A 13,622-nucleotide genomic window follows, 5' to 3' on the forward strand; every position below is an offset into this window, starting at 1 on the left:
CGGTCCTCAGCTCGGGCCCAGCCATTCGCGCAGGCCGGTCAGGTGGCCGAGCTCCGACTCGACGCGCCGCCTGTCGGCGGGGGTGAGCTCCGTGCCGCGCAGGTCGGTCAGCCACGGTTCGGCGGGCTCGCCGAGCGCCGCGGCCAGGTCGAGGAGGTGGCACAGGGCGATGGCCCGCTCGGCCGCGGGAGCCTGCGCGCCGTGCCTGCGCACGGCCGACTTGAGTGCCCGGTACGCCTGAAGGTCGTCGTTCTTGAACTCGCGCAGGATCCGGGCGTTGTCGAGCGCCTTGGCCAGGCCCGTCAGCTTCGCGGAGCCGCCGTACTCCAGCTCGGCCGGCTCGTCCCGCCGGATGAACATGATCGAGTTCCCGGACGGGTCCGTCAGCGTGAACCTGGACGCGCCCGGCCGGTAGCGCGTGATCCGCGGCAGGCCCGAGCTCGGCGCCTTGCCGTAGACCCGGCGCATGCCCGCGACGAACGCGGCGTGGTACGGCGCCACGGCGTCGACCAGGACCAGGCACGCCCCGGACTCCCCCCTGGCCGGGTCGAACTCCTTCGGCGCGGGACCGAAATGCAGGTCGAACCCGCTCCAGCGCAGCGCCAGATAGACATAGGGCCGGGTCTGCCGGTGGGTGACGGTGAACCCCAGCGCCTCGTAGAACTCCAGGGTCTTCTCGACGGACGCGCAGGGCAGCAACGGAACCGTCGTCTCGTTCGGGCGGATCGCGGGCTCGGTCATGGGCTCCACCTTTCGGGTCGTCCGACGATGCTGGCATCTGAGGCGCCGCCTCGCATATGGATCGTTCCATTCCCCCCGGCCGCCGAATTGCGGCAGCTGAATTACGCGCACAATATGATTTCCGCAGCTCCGGGAATTGTGCGGCGGCGGGGGCGGGCAGGGCGGAATTCACCCATCCCGAATGGGCCGAGAAATTCTTCTTCCGAATTCTTTATGAAATGCGCCGGTCCTGAATTCTGTTCGGGGAGGGGTGGTGTTCTGCTCGCACTTGTCCAGGCGGCGGGAGCGGGCTGACCAGGACGTAGGCGCCGATCGCCCTGACCGTCGCCGTCAGCGGCGGCCTTCTTCGCATTACGGTCACTTCAGATCCGACCGATATTCGGACCTAAATGATCTACGCCCGCGATCGCGCCCTTGAAGATCAAATGGCGTCCTTCCGGGACGATTCGCCACGCCCGCACCCCCCCGCACTGGTCAGGCGGGCAGGGGCGGGTAGTCGGTGTAGCCCTCGGCGGCGCCGCCGTAGAAGGTGGCGGGGTCCGGGGTGTTGAGCGGCGCGCCGGTCGCCAGGCGCCGGGGCAGGTCGGGGTTGGCGAGGAAGAGCCGTCCGAAGGCGATCAGGTCCGCGGTCCCGTCGTCGATCAGCGCGAGGTCCTCGGGGCCGGTCGGGCGGTCGCCGGTGTGCGGGTTGAGGATGAGCGGGCCGGGGAAGCGCCGCCGCAGGGCGCGCGTCAGCTCCCGGTCGCCCGCCTCCATGATGTGCAGGTACGCCAGCCCCAGCCCGGACGTCCGCCGCAGCAACTCCTCGTAGACGGGCCCCGGGTCGGGTTCGCGCATGTCGTTGTTCGGCATCCCGGGGGAGATGCGCAGCCCGGTACGGTCGCCGCCGATCGCGCCGGCCACGGCGGAGACGACCTCCACGGCGAACCGGGCGTGTCCCGGCACCGAGCCGCCCCAGCCGTCGGTGCGCCGGTTGGTGCCGGGGGCGAGGAACTGGTGGATCAGGTAGCCGTTGGCGCCGTGCACCTCCACGCCGTCGAAGCCCGCCTCGACGGCGTTGCGGGCGGCGCCGGCGAAGTCGGCGACGGTCTGTTCGATCTCGGGTTCCGTCAGCTCGCGCGGGGTGACGAAGTCCTTGACGCCGTCGGGGGTGAAGAGCTGTCCGCGCGCGGCCACCGGCGACGGCGCCACCGGGACCAGCCCCTCGGGCAGCAGGACCGGGTGGCCGATGCGGCCGGTGTGCAGGAGCTGGGCGAAGATCTTCCCGCCCGCCGCGTGCACCGCGCCGGTGACCTCGCGCCAGGCGGCGACCTGCGCGGTGTCGTGCAGGCCCGGCGTGAACGGGTAGCCCTGGCCGATCACCGACGGCTGCACGCCCTCCGTGACGATCAGCCCGGCGGAGGCGCGCTGGGCGTAGTACCGGGCCGTCAGGCCGGTCACCAGTCCGTCACGGGCGCGGCTGCGGGTCATCGGGGCCATGACGACCCGGTTGGCCAGCTTCGTGCCGCCCACGGCGATCGGATGGAAGGTGGTGGACATGGCTGTCTCCTCGGAGAAGGGGGTGGGTGGGTTATTTGCGGCGGGGCAGGAGGAAGGCGCCCGCCGCGAGGGCCAGGCCGAGTCCCGCCGCGATGCGGAAGACCAGGCCGTAGCCGTCGGCCAGGGCGGCGGGGGAGCCCGCGGCGCCCACGGCGCCCGCGGCCGTCGCGAGGACCGCCAGCCCGATCGACGACCCCACCTGGCTCGTGGTGTTGGCCAGGCCGCCGACGACGCCCGCCTCCCCCTCCGGAGCGTCGGCGGTCGCCGCGGCCATCAGGGTGGGGAAGGTCAGCCCGATGCCGGCCGCGACGAGCAGCGTGGGCCCGAGGACGCCGGTGAGGTAGCCGCCGTCCGCCTGGGCCAGGGAGAGCCAGCCGAACCCGGCCACGAAGAACGCGCCGCCGCCGAGCACCAGGAGACGCGCCCCGGCCCGTGGCAGCAGCGCGGCGGCCCCCCGGGCGACCAGCATGAACGTCACCGCCGCCGGAGTCTGCCCGAGCCCCGCCGGCAACGCGCTGAAGCCCAGGACGTTCTGCAGGAACAGGGACGTGAAGTACCACATCGCGATGGTGACCCCGCCGAACAGCAGCAGCATGCCGTTCCCGACGGCCACCCCCCGGATCCCGAGCAGCCGCAGGGGCAACATCGGCCGGTCGGCGAAGCGCGCCTCGACCACGGCGAACACGGCGAGCAGCAGCAGCCCCGCGAGCACGGGCACAACGACCCGCCCGGACGACCAGGCGTGGTCGGCGCTCTGCATGACCCCGTAGATCAGCGCCGCCAGGCCGGCGGTTCCGGTGACCGCGCCGGTCAGGTCGAGCGGCTCGCGCCGCGCGGTCCGCACGCCGGCCAGAGCGGTCAGGGCGGTCAGGGCGGCGGCGATCAGCAGCGCGCCGACCGGCACGTTGATCAGGAAGACCCAGCGCCACGACAGGCCGGTGGTGATGGCGCCGCCGGCCACCGCGCCGATCATCCCGCCGACGCCGCCCGCGGAGGACCAGGCGCCGAACGCCTTGGCGCGCGCGCCCGGCTCGGTGAAGTAGGTGTTGATCACGGCCAGCGTGGCCGGGGCCATCATGGCGGCTCCGGCGCCCTGCGCGACGCGGGCCGCGACCAGGACCTCCGCCGCGCCCGCCAGGCCGGCGGCCAGGCTGGCGGCGGAGAACAGCGCCAGCCCGGTGACCAGCGTCCGGCGCGGGCCGAACAGGTCGGCGGCCCGGCCGCCCAGCAGCATGAAGCCGGCGAAGGCGAGCAGGTAGCCGTTCACCACCCAGGCGAGCCCGGTGGGGGTGAAGCCGAGCTCCGCGCGGACGGCGGGGAGGGCGACGTTGACGATGGAGGCGTCCAGGATGACCATGAACTGGCCCGCGCAGGCCAGCGCCAGGATCAGCCAGGCGGGGATGGTCCGGGGTGTGGCCCGCGGGGGCGCGGTGCCGATGCTCGTCATGAGTTCTTCCGTCCTTGTGTGCGCGCCGGGGAGGCGCCGCATCGGGGGCTCTTCGCGAGGTGCCACGCGTGGCGCCCGGATGCCGTGTAGGATTCGATTACGCGGATAACTATTATGCAGATAACTAATTTTCGTCAAGGAGCGATCATGGACTTCGCGCGAGCCGACGCCATCAACCAGGCGATCCGCCTGCTGAGCCTGCGCCACCGGGCCAGGGCCGCCACGCTGCTGACCCCGCTCGGCCTGCACCCCGGGCAGGAGGCGCTGCTGCTCGAACTCGCCCGTACCGGGCCGCGGATCCAGGCGCAGCTCAGTGAGGCCCTGGGATGCGAGCCGCCCAGCGTGACGCTCATGACGCGCAAGCTGGAGGCGTCCGGCCACATCCGCCGCAGCCCGGCGCCGTCCGACAAGCGGGCCAGCGTGGTCGAGCTCACCGACAGCGGCAGGGCGCTGGCCGAGCAGGTCAAGCGGCTCTGGGTCGACCTGGCCGAGGAGACCGTGGCGGGCCTGCCGGCGGAGACGGTGGCCGGGCTGCCCGCCCTCATCGCCACCCTGACCGACAACGTGGACAAGCGTCCCGGCCGGCGGCACGGCTCGGAGGGGGCGCGGCGGGCCGTGCGGGCGCCGGCCGGCGAGTACGAGCCCAGCGCGTCGGAGTGGGTCCGCGAGCACGTCGAGCAGATCATGCGCACCGGCACGACCGACGGCGTCACCATCAAGGACCTGCCCGTCGTGCTGATGAGCTACCGGGGCGCCAAGACCGGCAAGCTGCGCAGGACACCGGTGATGCGGGTCGAGCACGAGGGGCGCTACGCGGCGGTCGCGTCCCTGGGCGGCGCGCCGGTCAACCCCCAGTGGTACGCCAGCGTGCTCGCCGAGCCGGTCGTCGAGCTCCAGGACGGCACGGAAACCGGCCTCTACCGGGCGCGCGAGGTGTCGGGGGAGGAGAAGGCCGGCTGGTGGCGGCGGGCCGTGGCCGCCTACCCCGACTACGCCGACTACCAGCGCAGGACCGAGCGCCAGATCCCCGTCTTCGTCCTCGAACCGCTCGGCGACGAGGGGTAGCACGGGCGGCCCCGGCTGTCGATCTCCGGCGGGGCTCTTCGTGTAACCGGTGAAGAGAGGAGCCACCATGGAAACACTGCTCACCGGGCTGGGGCTGCCCGAGTCGCCGCGCTGGCACGACGGCCGCCTCTGGTTCGCCAACTGGGGCACGGGCCAGGTCGTCACCGTCGGCCGGGACGGCGGGAGCCGGGTCGAGTTCGAGGTGCCGACCTGGATCCCGTACAGCCTCGACTGGCTGCCCGACGGCCGGGCGCTGGTCGTGTCCGGCCAGGAGCGGCTGGTGCTGCGGCGGGAGCACGACGGCGCGCTCGTCCGGCACGCCGACCTCACCGCGTTCGGCGAGGTGTTCAACGAGATCGTCGTGGACGGCCGGGGCAACGCCTACGTCAACGGCGGCAACGTCGTCCTGGTCACCCCGGACGGCCGGGCCGCCGAGGTGGCCCGGGACCTGGCGTGGGGCAACGGCATGGCCGTCACCGCCGACGGCGCCACGCTGATCGTCGCCGAGTCGCACGCCAACAGGCTGACCGCCTTCGACATCGCCGGGGACGGCGGTCTGTCGGGCCGCCGGGTCTGGGCCGACTGCGGCGACGGCGTCCCCGACGGTGTCTGCCTCGACGCCGAGGGCGCGCTCTGGTACGCCGACGTGCCCAACCAGCGGTGCGTACGCGTCCGCGAGGGCGGCGAGGTCGTCCAGGTCGTCGAGGCCGACCGGGGCTGCTTCGCCTGCATGCTCGGCGGCGACGACGGCCGCACGCTCCACGTGCTGTCGGCCGTCTGGCCCGGCATGGAGGCGGCCATGAAGGACCCCGGCCGGACCGGCCGGGTGCAGGCGGTCCGGGTGCCCGTACCGCACGCCGGACGGCCGTAGCGGCGGGGAGGCGTGATCGGCGGGTCGTGGGTAGACGGGGAAGGAGCAGACGGGAGGCCGGTCGATGATCGAGACGCTCGTCCCGGACAACGTCGCCGTCTCCACCGCGTACGGCGACCCGCCCGATGTGCCGCTCTTCCCCGAGGAGCGCGCGGCGGTCAGGAAGGCGGTCGCCGGACGGCGGCGCGAGTTCGCCACCGTACGCCACTGCGCCCGCGAGGCGCTGGCGGCCCTGGGCATCCCGCCCGCGCCCATCGTCCCCGGCCGGCGTGGCGCGCCGCGCTGGCCGGCGGGCGCGGTGGGCAGCATGACGCACTGCGCGGGGTTCCGCGCGGCGGCGGTGGCCGGCGCGTGGGACGTGCGCAGCATCGGGATCGACGCCGAACCGCACGAACCCCTGCCCGAAGGCGTCTTCCGCCTGGTCGCCCGGCCCGAGGAGGCCGCGATGGTGCGCGAGCTCGGCGCCCTCAGGCCGGACACCCGCTGGGACCGGCTGCTGTTCAGCGCCAAGGAGTCGGTCTACAAGGCGTGGTTCCCGCTGACCGGCGAGTGGCTGGGGTTCGACGAGGGCTCCCTGACCTTCACCCTCGACGGCCGCTTCCGCGCCAGGCTGCTGCCGCCGGACGCGCCCATGGCCGAGTTCGCGGGCCGCTGGACGGCCGCCCCGGGGCTGCTGGCCACGGCGATCGTCGTCCCCCGGTAGGGTCAGCCGCGCCGTCCGGGCTCGACGAGCTGGTCGTGCTCGGCCCGGCGGAGGCGTTCCTCGGCGGTGAGCTCGACGCGTCTCATCGCGACGCGCAGGATCGGCGGGGCCATGAGCGAGGTGACGATCGCGACGACGATCACGATCGTGTACATCGCCGTGTCGATGATGCCGATGCGCAGGCCGACCATCGCCACGATGACCTCGATGACCCCGCGCGCGTTCATACCGGCCCCCAGCGCGAACGCCTCCCAGGCGTTCATCCGGCTCAGCAGCGCCCCCAGGTACGCGCCCAGGAACTTGCCGACGATCGCCACGCCCAGCACGACCCCGGACGCCGCCAGGACGTCGGGCCCGGCCAGGAGCGTGAGGTCCATGCGCAGCCCGGCCGTCGCGAAGAACAGGGGCGCGAGCACGCTGAGGACGATCGTCCGCAGCGGAGCGAGCCAGGCGGCGTCGGCGTGCCCGGAACGCCCGATGAGGGCGCCGCAGACGAACGCGCCCAGGATGGCCTCCAGGCCGAGCGCGTGCGTGCCGGCGGCGGCCAGCAGCACCAGCACCACGGCGACGGCCGCGGCCGGGCCCGGCTCGGCCGACCGGGTGGCGGCCCGCATCGCCCGGCGCACCAGCGGCCGGCCGACCCAGTACGCGAACGGCACGAGCGCGGCCAGGTAGACCAGCGACAACACGATCTGGCCGGTGCGCACGCCGGTGGTCGCCATGGCCGAGACGACCGACAGCATGAACCAGCCGAACGCGTCGTCCACCATCCCGGCGGTCAGGCAGAGCTGGCCGACGTCGCGGTGCAGCAGCTTCATGTCCGTCAGCGTCTTGGCGATCACGGGGATGGCGCTGACGCACGTGGCCACGCCCAGGAACAGCGCGAAGACGGTGACGCTGGTGCCCTCCACGAGGAGGGAGGCGGGCAGCAGGTAACCGGCGGCCACGCCGAGCGCCAGCGGCACGACCAGACCGGCGACGCTCACCTTGACCGCCGTCGCGCCGCGCCGCCGGACCAGGCCGAAGTCGAGCTGGATGCCGGTGATGGCGACCAGCAGCAGCACGCCGACCTGGCCCACCGCGTCCAGCAGGTGGAGCTGGGTGAACTTCAGGGCGGGGGCCAGGTGGTTCAGCAGGGACGGGCCGAGCAGCACGCCCACGGCCAGCTCGCCGACGATGGCGGGCAGGCGCAGGCGCGCGGCCAGCCGCCCGAGCAGGACGGCGAGGCCGAGGAGCAGGCCCAGTTGCAGCATGAGGACCAGCAGTTCGTGGGCTCCCAGAGGCATGTCAGGCACAGCAGAGGCTAGGCCGATCGGAGGCCCGTCCTGCTGCTCAATATTGAGCCCGTCCGCCGCGCTCCCCGGGGGCCCTGCTCAATATTGAGCGGAGGTTCCCGCGCCCTTGGGCGACATTCGGGGCATGACGAAGCCGGCGCAGTATCAGACCACCCTGCCCCCCGACCGGTTGCTGCACTCGGGCAACGCGGGCCTGATCATCCACCGCGTGGGGATGCTGGAGTACGGCATGGCCCGCGAGGGCCGCGACTTCAGCGTCGACCTGCTCGACTACATGAACCGCGCCCAGGCCGGCGTCGCCACCACCTTCTGCTACGAGGAGGTCTTCGGCGTACGCGAGCGGCTGCACTGGTTCGTGCACATGAAGTCCCCCGAGAAGTACAGCAAGCTCATCGAGATGGTGGACCACGACGAGGCGTTCCAGCAGATCTCGCTCAAGGACCGGCTGCCCGGGAAGGGCGGCGGCAACTGGGAGAAGATGTTCGTCCACGGCAGCCTGCAAGAGACGGTCATGTGCCCGCAGCACGGGTTCACCGACGACGTGCACGACGTGCCCGGCACGTTCGTGCCGCCCGCGACGTACCAGACCACGCAGAAGGAGCAGCTCAACTCCGCGACCGCGGGGGCGATCGTGCTGCGCACCGCCGACGCGCGCTACGAGCTGCGCGAGGAGGGACGGCAGTTCCTCTACGACTGGTCCCGGTACGTCAACGCCGACCTCGAAGGCCGCGCCACCGCCTACATCTACGAGCAGACGTGGGGCCGGCAGGACCGCCTGCACGCCCTCATCCACCTGCGCGAGCTGGACGACTACCAGGCCGTGCGGGAGGTGGACCGGAGCGAGGGCATGCGCAAGGAGGTCTACGACGTGGAACGGGTCCCCGAACGGCACGGCGGCGGGCAGTGGGACCGGCTGTTCGTGCCGACCAGCATCCACGACGTCCTGATGGTGCCCTGAGCCATGGCTCTCGGGATCGAGGCGATCAACGCGTACGTCGGCAGGGCGTACACCGACGTCCGCGCGCTGTTCGACGCGCGCGGCCTGGACGTGAACCGCTTCGGCAACCTGATGATGGAGCAGCGCTCGGTCAACCTGCCCTGCGAGGACCCGGTCACCAACGCGGTCAACGCCGCCCGCCCGCTGCTGGACGCGCTCGCCCCGGAGGAGAGGGACCGGATCGAGCTGCTGGTCGTCGGCACCGAGTCGGGGCTCGACTTCGGCAAGCCGATCAGCACCTACATCCACCACCATCTCGGGCTGAACCCGGCATGCCGCTCGTTCGAGGTCAAGCACGCCTGCTACGGCGGGACGGCCGCGTTGCAGTGCGCGGCGGCCGTCGTCGGCGCGAGCCCGATCCCCGGGGTGAAGGCGCTGGCCATCGCCACGGACGCGGCCAGCGGCACGGCCAAGTCCACCTACTGGGAGCCCTCCGAGGGCGCCGGGGCGGTGGCGATGCTGGTCGGCGAGGACGCGCGGGTGCTGCGGCTCGACCCCGGCGCCAGCGGCTACCACACCTTCGAGGTGATGGACACGGCCCGGCCGCGCCACGACACCGACGCGGTCGACCCCGATCTGTCGCTGCTGGCGTACATGCGCTGCGCCGAGGAGTGCTTCGCGGCCTACGGGCGGCGGGTGGCCGGGGCCGACATCGTGGACACCTTCGACTACCTGGCGCTGCACACGCCGTTCGCCGGGATGGTGAGGGGCGCGCACCGGATGTTGCTGCGCAAGCTCAAGGGCATGGGACCGGGCGAGATCGAGGCCGACTTCACGGCGCGGGTCGCGCCGTCCCTGGCCTACGGCGTGCGGGTGGGCAACACCTACTCGGCCGCGCTCTACCTGGCGTTGTGCTCGCTCATCGACCACGGCGCGTTCGACGCGCCGAGGCGGGCGGGGCTGTTCTCGTACGGGTCGGGCTGCGCGTCGGAGTTCTTCAGCGGGGTGATCCCGGCCCAGGGGCGCAGCGGCATCGCCGAGGCCCTGGACGACCGGCGCGAGATCGGCGTCCAGGAGCTGGACGCGCTGACCGAGCTGAGCGCCGACCGCGCCTTCGGCGTGCGGGACGCGGTGCTGGACCCCAAGCCGTACGGCGACCTGTACGAGGACGCCTTCGGCGGGCGCGGCCTGCTGGTGCTGGACCGCATCGCGGACTTCCACCGGGAGTACAGATGGAGCTGACCTCGGCGACCCTGCGGCACGAACTGCGCCGTCGCACGATCGACGACCGCGCCATCGACGAGCTGGGCGCCGCCCTGGACGAGGCCGAGCGCGCGCCCGGCTGCCGCATCCTGCTCCTGGAGGGCGGGGACGGCGTCTTCTGCACCGGCATGGACCTGGAGGAGGCGGCCGGCGCCGACGTCGCCGACGGCGGCCGGGCGTTCTACGGGCTGCTGCGCCGCTTCACCGAGACGCCGGTGACCGTGGTCGCCCGGGTGGACGGCCGGGTGGCCGGCGGCGGCGTGGGCCTGGCCGCGGCCAGCGACTTCGTCTTCGCCAGCGAGCGCAGCACCTTCAGCCTCCCCGAGGCGCTGTGGGGGCTGCTGCCGTGCTGCGTGCTGCCGTTCCTGATCCGGCGCACGGGCTTCCAGAAGGCGTACGCGATGACGCTGAGCACCCAGCCGGTCAGCGCCGCAGAGGCCGCCGCCTTCCACCTGGTGGACGAGGTGTCGGACGACCCTGAGGCGCTCGTGCGGCGGCTGGCGTACCGGCTGACCAAGCTGGACCGGTCGATCGTCACGGACATGAAGCGCTACTTCCGCGAGCTGTGGATCCTGTCGGACGAGACCGAGCAGGTGGCGGTCAAGGAGTTCGGCCGGCTCATGTCCAGCCCCGAGGTGCGCCGCAGGCTCGTGGACTACGCGACCGAGAAGAGATTTCCCTGGGAACGCTAGAGAGGAACGCGCCTGATGTCCGTCGTGTGGGTATTCCCCGGGCAGGGGTCGCAGCGCAGGGGCATGGGGGCGGGCGTCCTGGAGCGGTACCCCGGCCTGTGCGCCCGCGCCGACGAGATCCTCGGCTACTCCGTCGCCGAGCTGTGCGACGACCCGGTGCGGCTGCGTGAGACCCGTTACGTGCAGCCCGCCCTGTTCACGGTCAACGCCCTGAGCTACCTCGCGCGGAAGGAGGAGGGCGGCCGGCCCGACTACCTGGCCGGGCACAGCCTGGGCGAGTACGCGGCGCTGTTCGCGGCCGGCTGCTTCGACTTCGAGACCGCGCTCGCCCTGGTCAAGCGGCGTGGCGAGGTGATGTCGGCGGCGGGCGGCGGCGCCATGGCGGCGGTCCTCGGCGCCGACCCCGAACGGCTGGAGGAGCTGCTGGCGGGCACCGGCGTGGACGTCGCCAACTACAACTCCCCCGAACAGGTCGTCCTGGCCGGGCCCAAGGACGAGCTGGACGCGATGCGCCGCGGCGTCCCCGGCAAGTGGGTGCCGCTGAGCGTGAGCGTCCCCTCGCACTCGCGCTACATGGAACCGGCCGCCGCCGCCTTCGCCGAGGCGCTGGACGGCGTCCGCATCGAGGAGCCGCGGGTTCCCGTCATCTCCAACGTGACCGGACGCCCGTACCGGGTGGCGGAGGCGGCCGAGCTGCTGCGCCGCCAGATCTGCAACCCGGTGCGGTGGGTGGACGGCCTGCGTTACCTGATGGGCCAGGGCGTGAACGAGCTGGAGGAGATCGGCCCCGGCGACGTGCTCACCAAGCTGTGGACGGTCACCCGGCGCCACCCGGCGGAACCCGCCGCCCAGAAGCCCGCGACGCCCGCCGTCCGGGAGACGGCGACGCCCGCGGTCCGGGAGACGGCGACGCCCGCCGTCCGGGAGTCCGGGGTCGCGCTCGGGTCGGCCGAGTTCCGCGCCGACTACCGCGTCCGCCACGCCTACCTGGCCGGATCCATGTTCAAGGGCATCGCCTCGGCCGACCTGGTGATCAGGATGGGCCGGGCCGGGCTGATGGGCTTCTTCGGCGCGGGCGGGCTCACCCTGGACGAGATCGCCGCGGCGCTCGACACCATCCAGGACGCCCTCGGACCGGACGGCGCGTACGGCGTGAACCTGCTCCACGGCCTCGACGAGGAGGGCCTGGAGCGCGAGACCGTGGACCTGCTGCTCCGCCGCGACGTGCGGCACATCGAGGCCGCCGCCTTCCCGCACGTCACCGCGCCCCTCGTGCGGTACCGCTACAGCGGCGCGCACCGCGACGCGTCCGGGCGGCCGGTCGCCGTCCGGCACGTGGTGGCCAAGGTCTCCAGGCCCGAGGTCGCCGCCGCCTTCATGCGTCCCGCGCCGGAGGCCGTCCTGGACCGGCTCGTCCGGGAGGGCGCGCTGAGCGCGGCCGAGGCGGAGGTCGCCGCGGAGCTGCCGGTCAGCGCGGACGTCTGCGTCGAGGCCGACTCCGCCGGGCACACCGACGGGCGCTCGCCGTACGCGCTGATGCCCGCGATCCTGCGGCTGCGCGACGAGGAGATGGCCGCGCACGGCTACGCCCGGCGCATCAGGGTCGGCGCGTCCGGCGGGATCGGCGCCCCGGAGGCGGCCGCCGCAGCGTTCGTGCTCGGCGCCGACTTCATCGTCACCGGCAGCGTCAACCAGTGCACCCCTGAGGCGGGGACGTCCGACGCCGTCAAGGACCTGCTCGCCGGGCTCGACGTGCAGGACACCGCCTACGCCCCGGCCGGCGACATGTTCGAGCTGGGCGCGCAGGTGCAGGTGGCCAGGAAGGGCACGCTCTTCCCGGCCCGCGCCAACAAGCTCTACCAGCTCTACCGCCGATACGGCTCGCTGGAGGAGATCGACGAGCGCACCAGGCGGACGATCCAGGACAAGTTCTTCCGCCGTTCCTTCGCGGAGGTGTGGGAGGAGACGCGGGCGTTCCTGGCCGCGCGCAGGCCGGGCGAGCTGGCCCGCGCCGAACGCGACCCCAGGCACCGGATGGCGCTCGTCTTCCGCTGGTACTTCGTCCACACGATCAGGCTGGCGCTGCGCGGCGAGGCCGGACGGCAGGTGGACTACCAGGTCCATTGCGGGCCCGCCATGGGCGCGTTCAACCGGTGGGTGGCCGGCACGGAGCTGGCCGACTGGCGGGCCAGGCACGTGGACGTCATCGCCGACCGGCTGATGGAGGCCGCCGCCGGGCTGCTGGAGGCCCGGCTGCGCGACCTGTCCAAGGACGGTTAGACGCTGTCAGACGCGGAGGAGGTGGCGGTTCAGGTCCTCCTGCACCGCCGCCAGCACCTCGGGCCGCGGGCCCTTGAGGTAGAAGTGGTCGCCGCCGAACACGCGCAGCGTGAATCCGCCGCCCGTGGCGTCGCCCCAGGCGGTGATCTCGTCCGGGTCGACCTCGGGGTCGGCGTCGCCGAGCAGCGCAGAGACCGGGCAGTCCGGACGCGGGCCGGGCAAGGGCGTGTACGCCTCGTTCAGCTCGAAGTCGGCGCGCAGGCTCGGCAGGAACACCTCCAGCAGGCCGCGCTGGTCCATCACCTCCGACGGCGTGCCGTTCAGCTTGCCCATCTCGGTCAGCAGTTCCTCCTCCGACAGGTCGCTGAAACGGCGGCGGCGGGTCGGGAGCTGCGGCGCGCGGCGTCCGGACACGAACAGCACCGCGGGCGGGAACCGGCGGGCCGTCTCCCAGGCCACGACCGCGCCCATGCTGTGCCCGAACAGCGCGAAGGGCCGGTCGGTGTACGGCTCGATGGCCTCCGACAGCGGCCCGACGAGCTGCTCCATGCGGTTGTAGGGCCGCTCGCGCAGGCGCGACTCGCGGCCCGGCAGCACCACCGGGCAGACGTCGACGTCCGGCGACAGGTGCTCGTCCCATCTGCGGAACAGCGCCGACCCGCCTCCCGCGTGCGCGAAGCAGAACAGTCTGATCCGGGCGTCGGCTCTGGGCTCGCCGCCCGCTATCCAGGAACCAGGCATGGCCCAGAAGCTACGGCCGATCGCCTCGCGCTGCCTGCTCAGTCTTGA

The 13,622-nt window shown here is 73.0% G+C and carries 12 protein-coding genes; 7 read left to right on the plus strand and 5 right to left on the minus strand.

Annotated features, from left to right (window positions below):
- Window positions 1-6: 6 nt before the first annotated feature.
- From ACIHAD_RS31940 to ACIHAD_RS31950, 3 genes are all read right to left on the minus strand, one after another.
- The gene (locus ACIHAD_RS31940) at window positions 7-741 is read right to left on the minus strand and encodes a glyoxalase (protein ID WP_397358396.1); all 735 of its coding nucleotides are present in this window, start codon (window positions 739-741) and stop codon (window positions 7-9) included.
- 474 nt (window positions 742-1,215) lie between these two features.
- A complete protein-coding gene (locus ACIHAD_RS31945) occupies window positions 1,216-2,280 on the minus strand; it encodes an alkene reductase (RefSeq protein ID WP_397358397.1) in 1,065 nt (354 codons plus the stop codon).
- A gap of 31 nt (window positions 2,281-2,311) precedes the next feature.
- The gene (locus tag ACIHAD_RS31950; RefSeq protein WP_397358398.1) at window positions 2,312-3,727 is read right to left on the minus strand and encodes an MFS transporter; all 1,416 of its coding nucleotides are present in this window, start codon (window positions 3,725-3,727) and stop codon (window positions 2,312-2,314) included.
- Between the two features lie 147 nt (window positions 3,728-3,874).
- Between ACIHAD_RS31950 and ACIHAD_RS31955 the strand changes: the two genes are divergently transcribed.
- From ACIHAD_RS31955 to ACIHAD_RS31965, 3 genes are all read left to right on the plus strand, one after another.
- Entirely contained in the window at window positions 3,875-4,792 is a 918-nt protein-coding gene (locus ACIHAD_RS31955) for a nitroreductase/quinone reductase family protein (RefSeq protein ID WP_397358399.1), read from the plus strand.
- A gap of 67 nt (window positions 4,793-4,859) precedes the next feature.
- The gene (locus ACIHAD_RS31960; RefSeq protein WP_397358400.1) at window positions 4,860-5,663 is read left to right on the plus strand and encodes an SMP-30/gluconolactonase/LRE family protein; all 804 of its coding nucleotides are present in this window, start codon (window positions 4,860-4,862) and stop codon (window positions 5,661-5,663) included.
- 64 nt (window positions 5,664-5,727) lie between these two features.
- Entirely contained in the window at window positions 5,728-6,366 is a 639-nt protein-coding gene (locus ACIHAD_RS31965) for a 4'-phosphopantetheinyl transferase (RefSeq protein ID WP_397358401.1), read from the plus strand.
- A gap of 2 nt (window positions 6,367-6,368) precedes the next feature.
- Here ACIHAD_RS31965 and ACIHAD_RS31970 read toward each other — a convergent pair whose 3' ends face one another.
- Window positions 6,369-7,652, minus strand: coding sequence for a cation:proton antiporter (locus ACIHAD_RS31970; protein ID WP_397358402.1), 1,284 nt, complete (start codon window positions 7,650-7,652; stop codon window positions 6,369-6,371).
- A gap of 133 nt (window positions 7,653-7,785) precedes the next feature.
- Here ACIHAD_RS31970 and ACIHAD_RS31975 point away from each other — a divergent pair, with 133 nt between their 5' ends.
- From ACIHAD_RS31975 to fabD, 4 genes are read left to right on the plus strand one after another with little or no spacing between them, the layout of a single operon-like run.
- Window positions 7,786-8,619: a DUF6039 family protein gene (locus ACIHAD_RS31975; protein WP_397358403.1), complete on the plus strand. Its 834-nt coding sequence runs from the start codon at window positions 7,786-7,788 to the stop codon at window positions 8,617-8,619.
- Window positions 8,620-8,622: 3 nt separating this feature from the next.
- A complete protein-coding gene (locus ACIHAD_RS31980) occupies window positions 8,623-9,840 on the plus strand; it encodes a hydroxymethylglutaryl-CoA synthase family protein (RefSeq protein WP_397358405.1) in 1,218 nt (405 codons plus the stop codon).
- Window positions 9,831-10,553, plus strand: a complete 723-nt coding sequence (locus tag ACIHAD_RS31985) for an enoyl-CoA hydratase-related protein (RefSeq protein WP_397358406.1) — start codon at window positions 9,831-9,833, stop codon at window positions 10,551-10,553. Before ACIHAD_RS31980 ends, ACIHAD_RS31985 begins: the two co-directional genes overlap by 10 nt.
- A 15-nt stretch (window positions 10,554-10,568) precedes the next feature.
- On the plus strand, window positions 10,569-12,833 hold the full coding sequence (gene fabD / locus ACIHAD_RS31990) for an ACP S-malonyltransferase (RefSeq protein ID WP_397358407.1): 2,265 nt from the start codon (window positions 10,569-10,571) through the stop codon (window positions 12,831-12,833).
- Window positions 12,834-12,839: 6 nt separating this feature from the next.
- Here the strand turns inward: fabD and ACIHAD_RS31995 are convergent, their stop codons facing one another.
- Window positions 12,840-13,574 carry a thioesterase II family protein gene (locus ACIHAD_RS31995; protein WP_397358408.1) on the minus strand — a complete coding sequence of 245 codons (735 nt, stop codon included), beginning with the start codon at window positions 13,572-13,574 and terminating at the stop codon, window positions 12,840-12,842.
- Window positions 13,575-13,622 lie beyond the last annotated feature (48 nt).

This window comes from Nonomuraea sp. NPDC052265 (assembly GCF_044547985.1).
GTDB lineage: Bacteria > Actinomycetota > Actinomycetes > Streptosporangiales > Streptosporangiaceae > Nonomuraea.

What these genes read in the sequence shown, in the direction of transcription:
- ACIHAD_RS31950 (WP_397358398.1), bottom strand. Translation starts at nt 3,727, where the DNA reads ATGACGAGCATCGGCACCGCGCCCCCGCGGGCCACACCCCGGACCATC.
- ACIHAD_RS31970 (WP_397358402.1), bottom strand. Translation starts at nt 7,652, where the DNA reads ATGCCTCTGGGAGCCCACGAACTGCTGGTCCTCATGCTGCAACTGGGC.
- ACIHAD_RS31955 (WP_397358399.1), top strand. Translation starts at nt 3,875, where the DNA reads ATGGACTTCGCGCGAGCCGACGCCATCAACCAGGCGATCCGCCTGCTG.
- ACIHAD_RS31980 (WP_397358405.1), top strand. Translation starts at nt 8,623, where the DNA reads ATGGCTCTCGGGATCGAGGCGATCAACGCGTACGTCGGCAGGGCGTAC.
- ACIHAD_RS31985 (WP_397358406.1), top strand. Translation starts at nt 9,831, where the DNA reads ATGGAGCTGACCTCGGCGACCCTGCGGCACGAACTGCGCCGTCGCACG.
- ACIHAD_RS31945 (WP_397358397.1), bottom strand. Translation starts at nt 2,280, where the DNA reads ATGTCCACCACCTTCCATCCGATCGCCGTGGGCGGCACGAAGCTGGCC.
- ACIHAD_RS31965 (WP_397358401.1), top strand. Translation starts at nt 5,728, where the DNA reads ATGATCGAGACGCTCGTCCCGGACAACGTCGCCGTCTCCACCGCGTAC.
- fabD (WP_397358407.1), top strand. Translation starts at nt 10,569, where the DNA reads ATGTCCGTCGTGTGGGTATTCCCCGGGCAGGGGTCGCAGCGCAGGGGC.
- ACIHAD_RS31995 (WP_397358408.1), bottom strand. Translation starts at nt 13,574, where the DNA reads ATGCCTGGTTCCTGGATAGCGGGCGGCGAGCCCAGAGCCGACGCCCGG.
- ACIHAD_RS31960 (WP_397358400.1), top strand. Translation starts at nt 4,860, where the DNA reads ATGGAAACACTGCTCACCGGGCTGGGGCTGCCCGAGTCGCCGCGCTGG.
- ACIHAD_RS31975 (WP_397358403.1), top strand. Translation starts at nt 7,786, where the DNA reads ATGACGAAGCCGGCGCAGTATCAGACCACCCTGCCCCCCGACCGGTTG.
- ACIHAD_RS31940 (WP_397358396.1), bottom strand. Translation starts at nt 741, where the DNA reads ATGACCGAGCCCGCGATCCGCCCGAACGAGACGACGGTTCCGTTGCTG.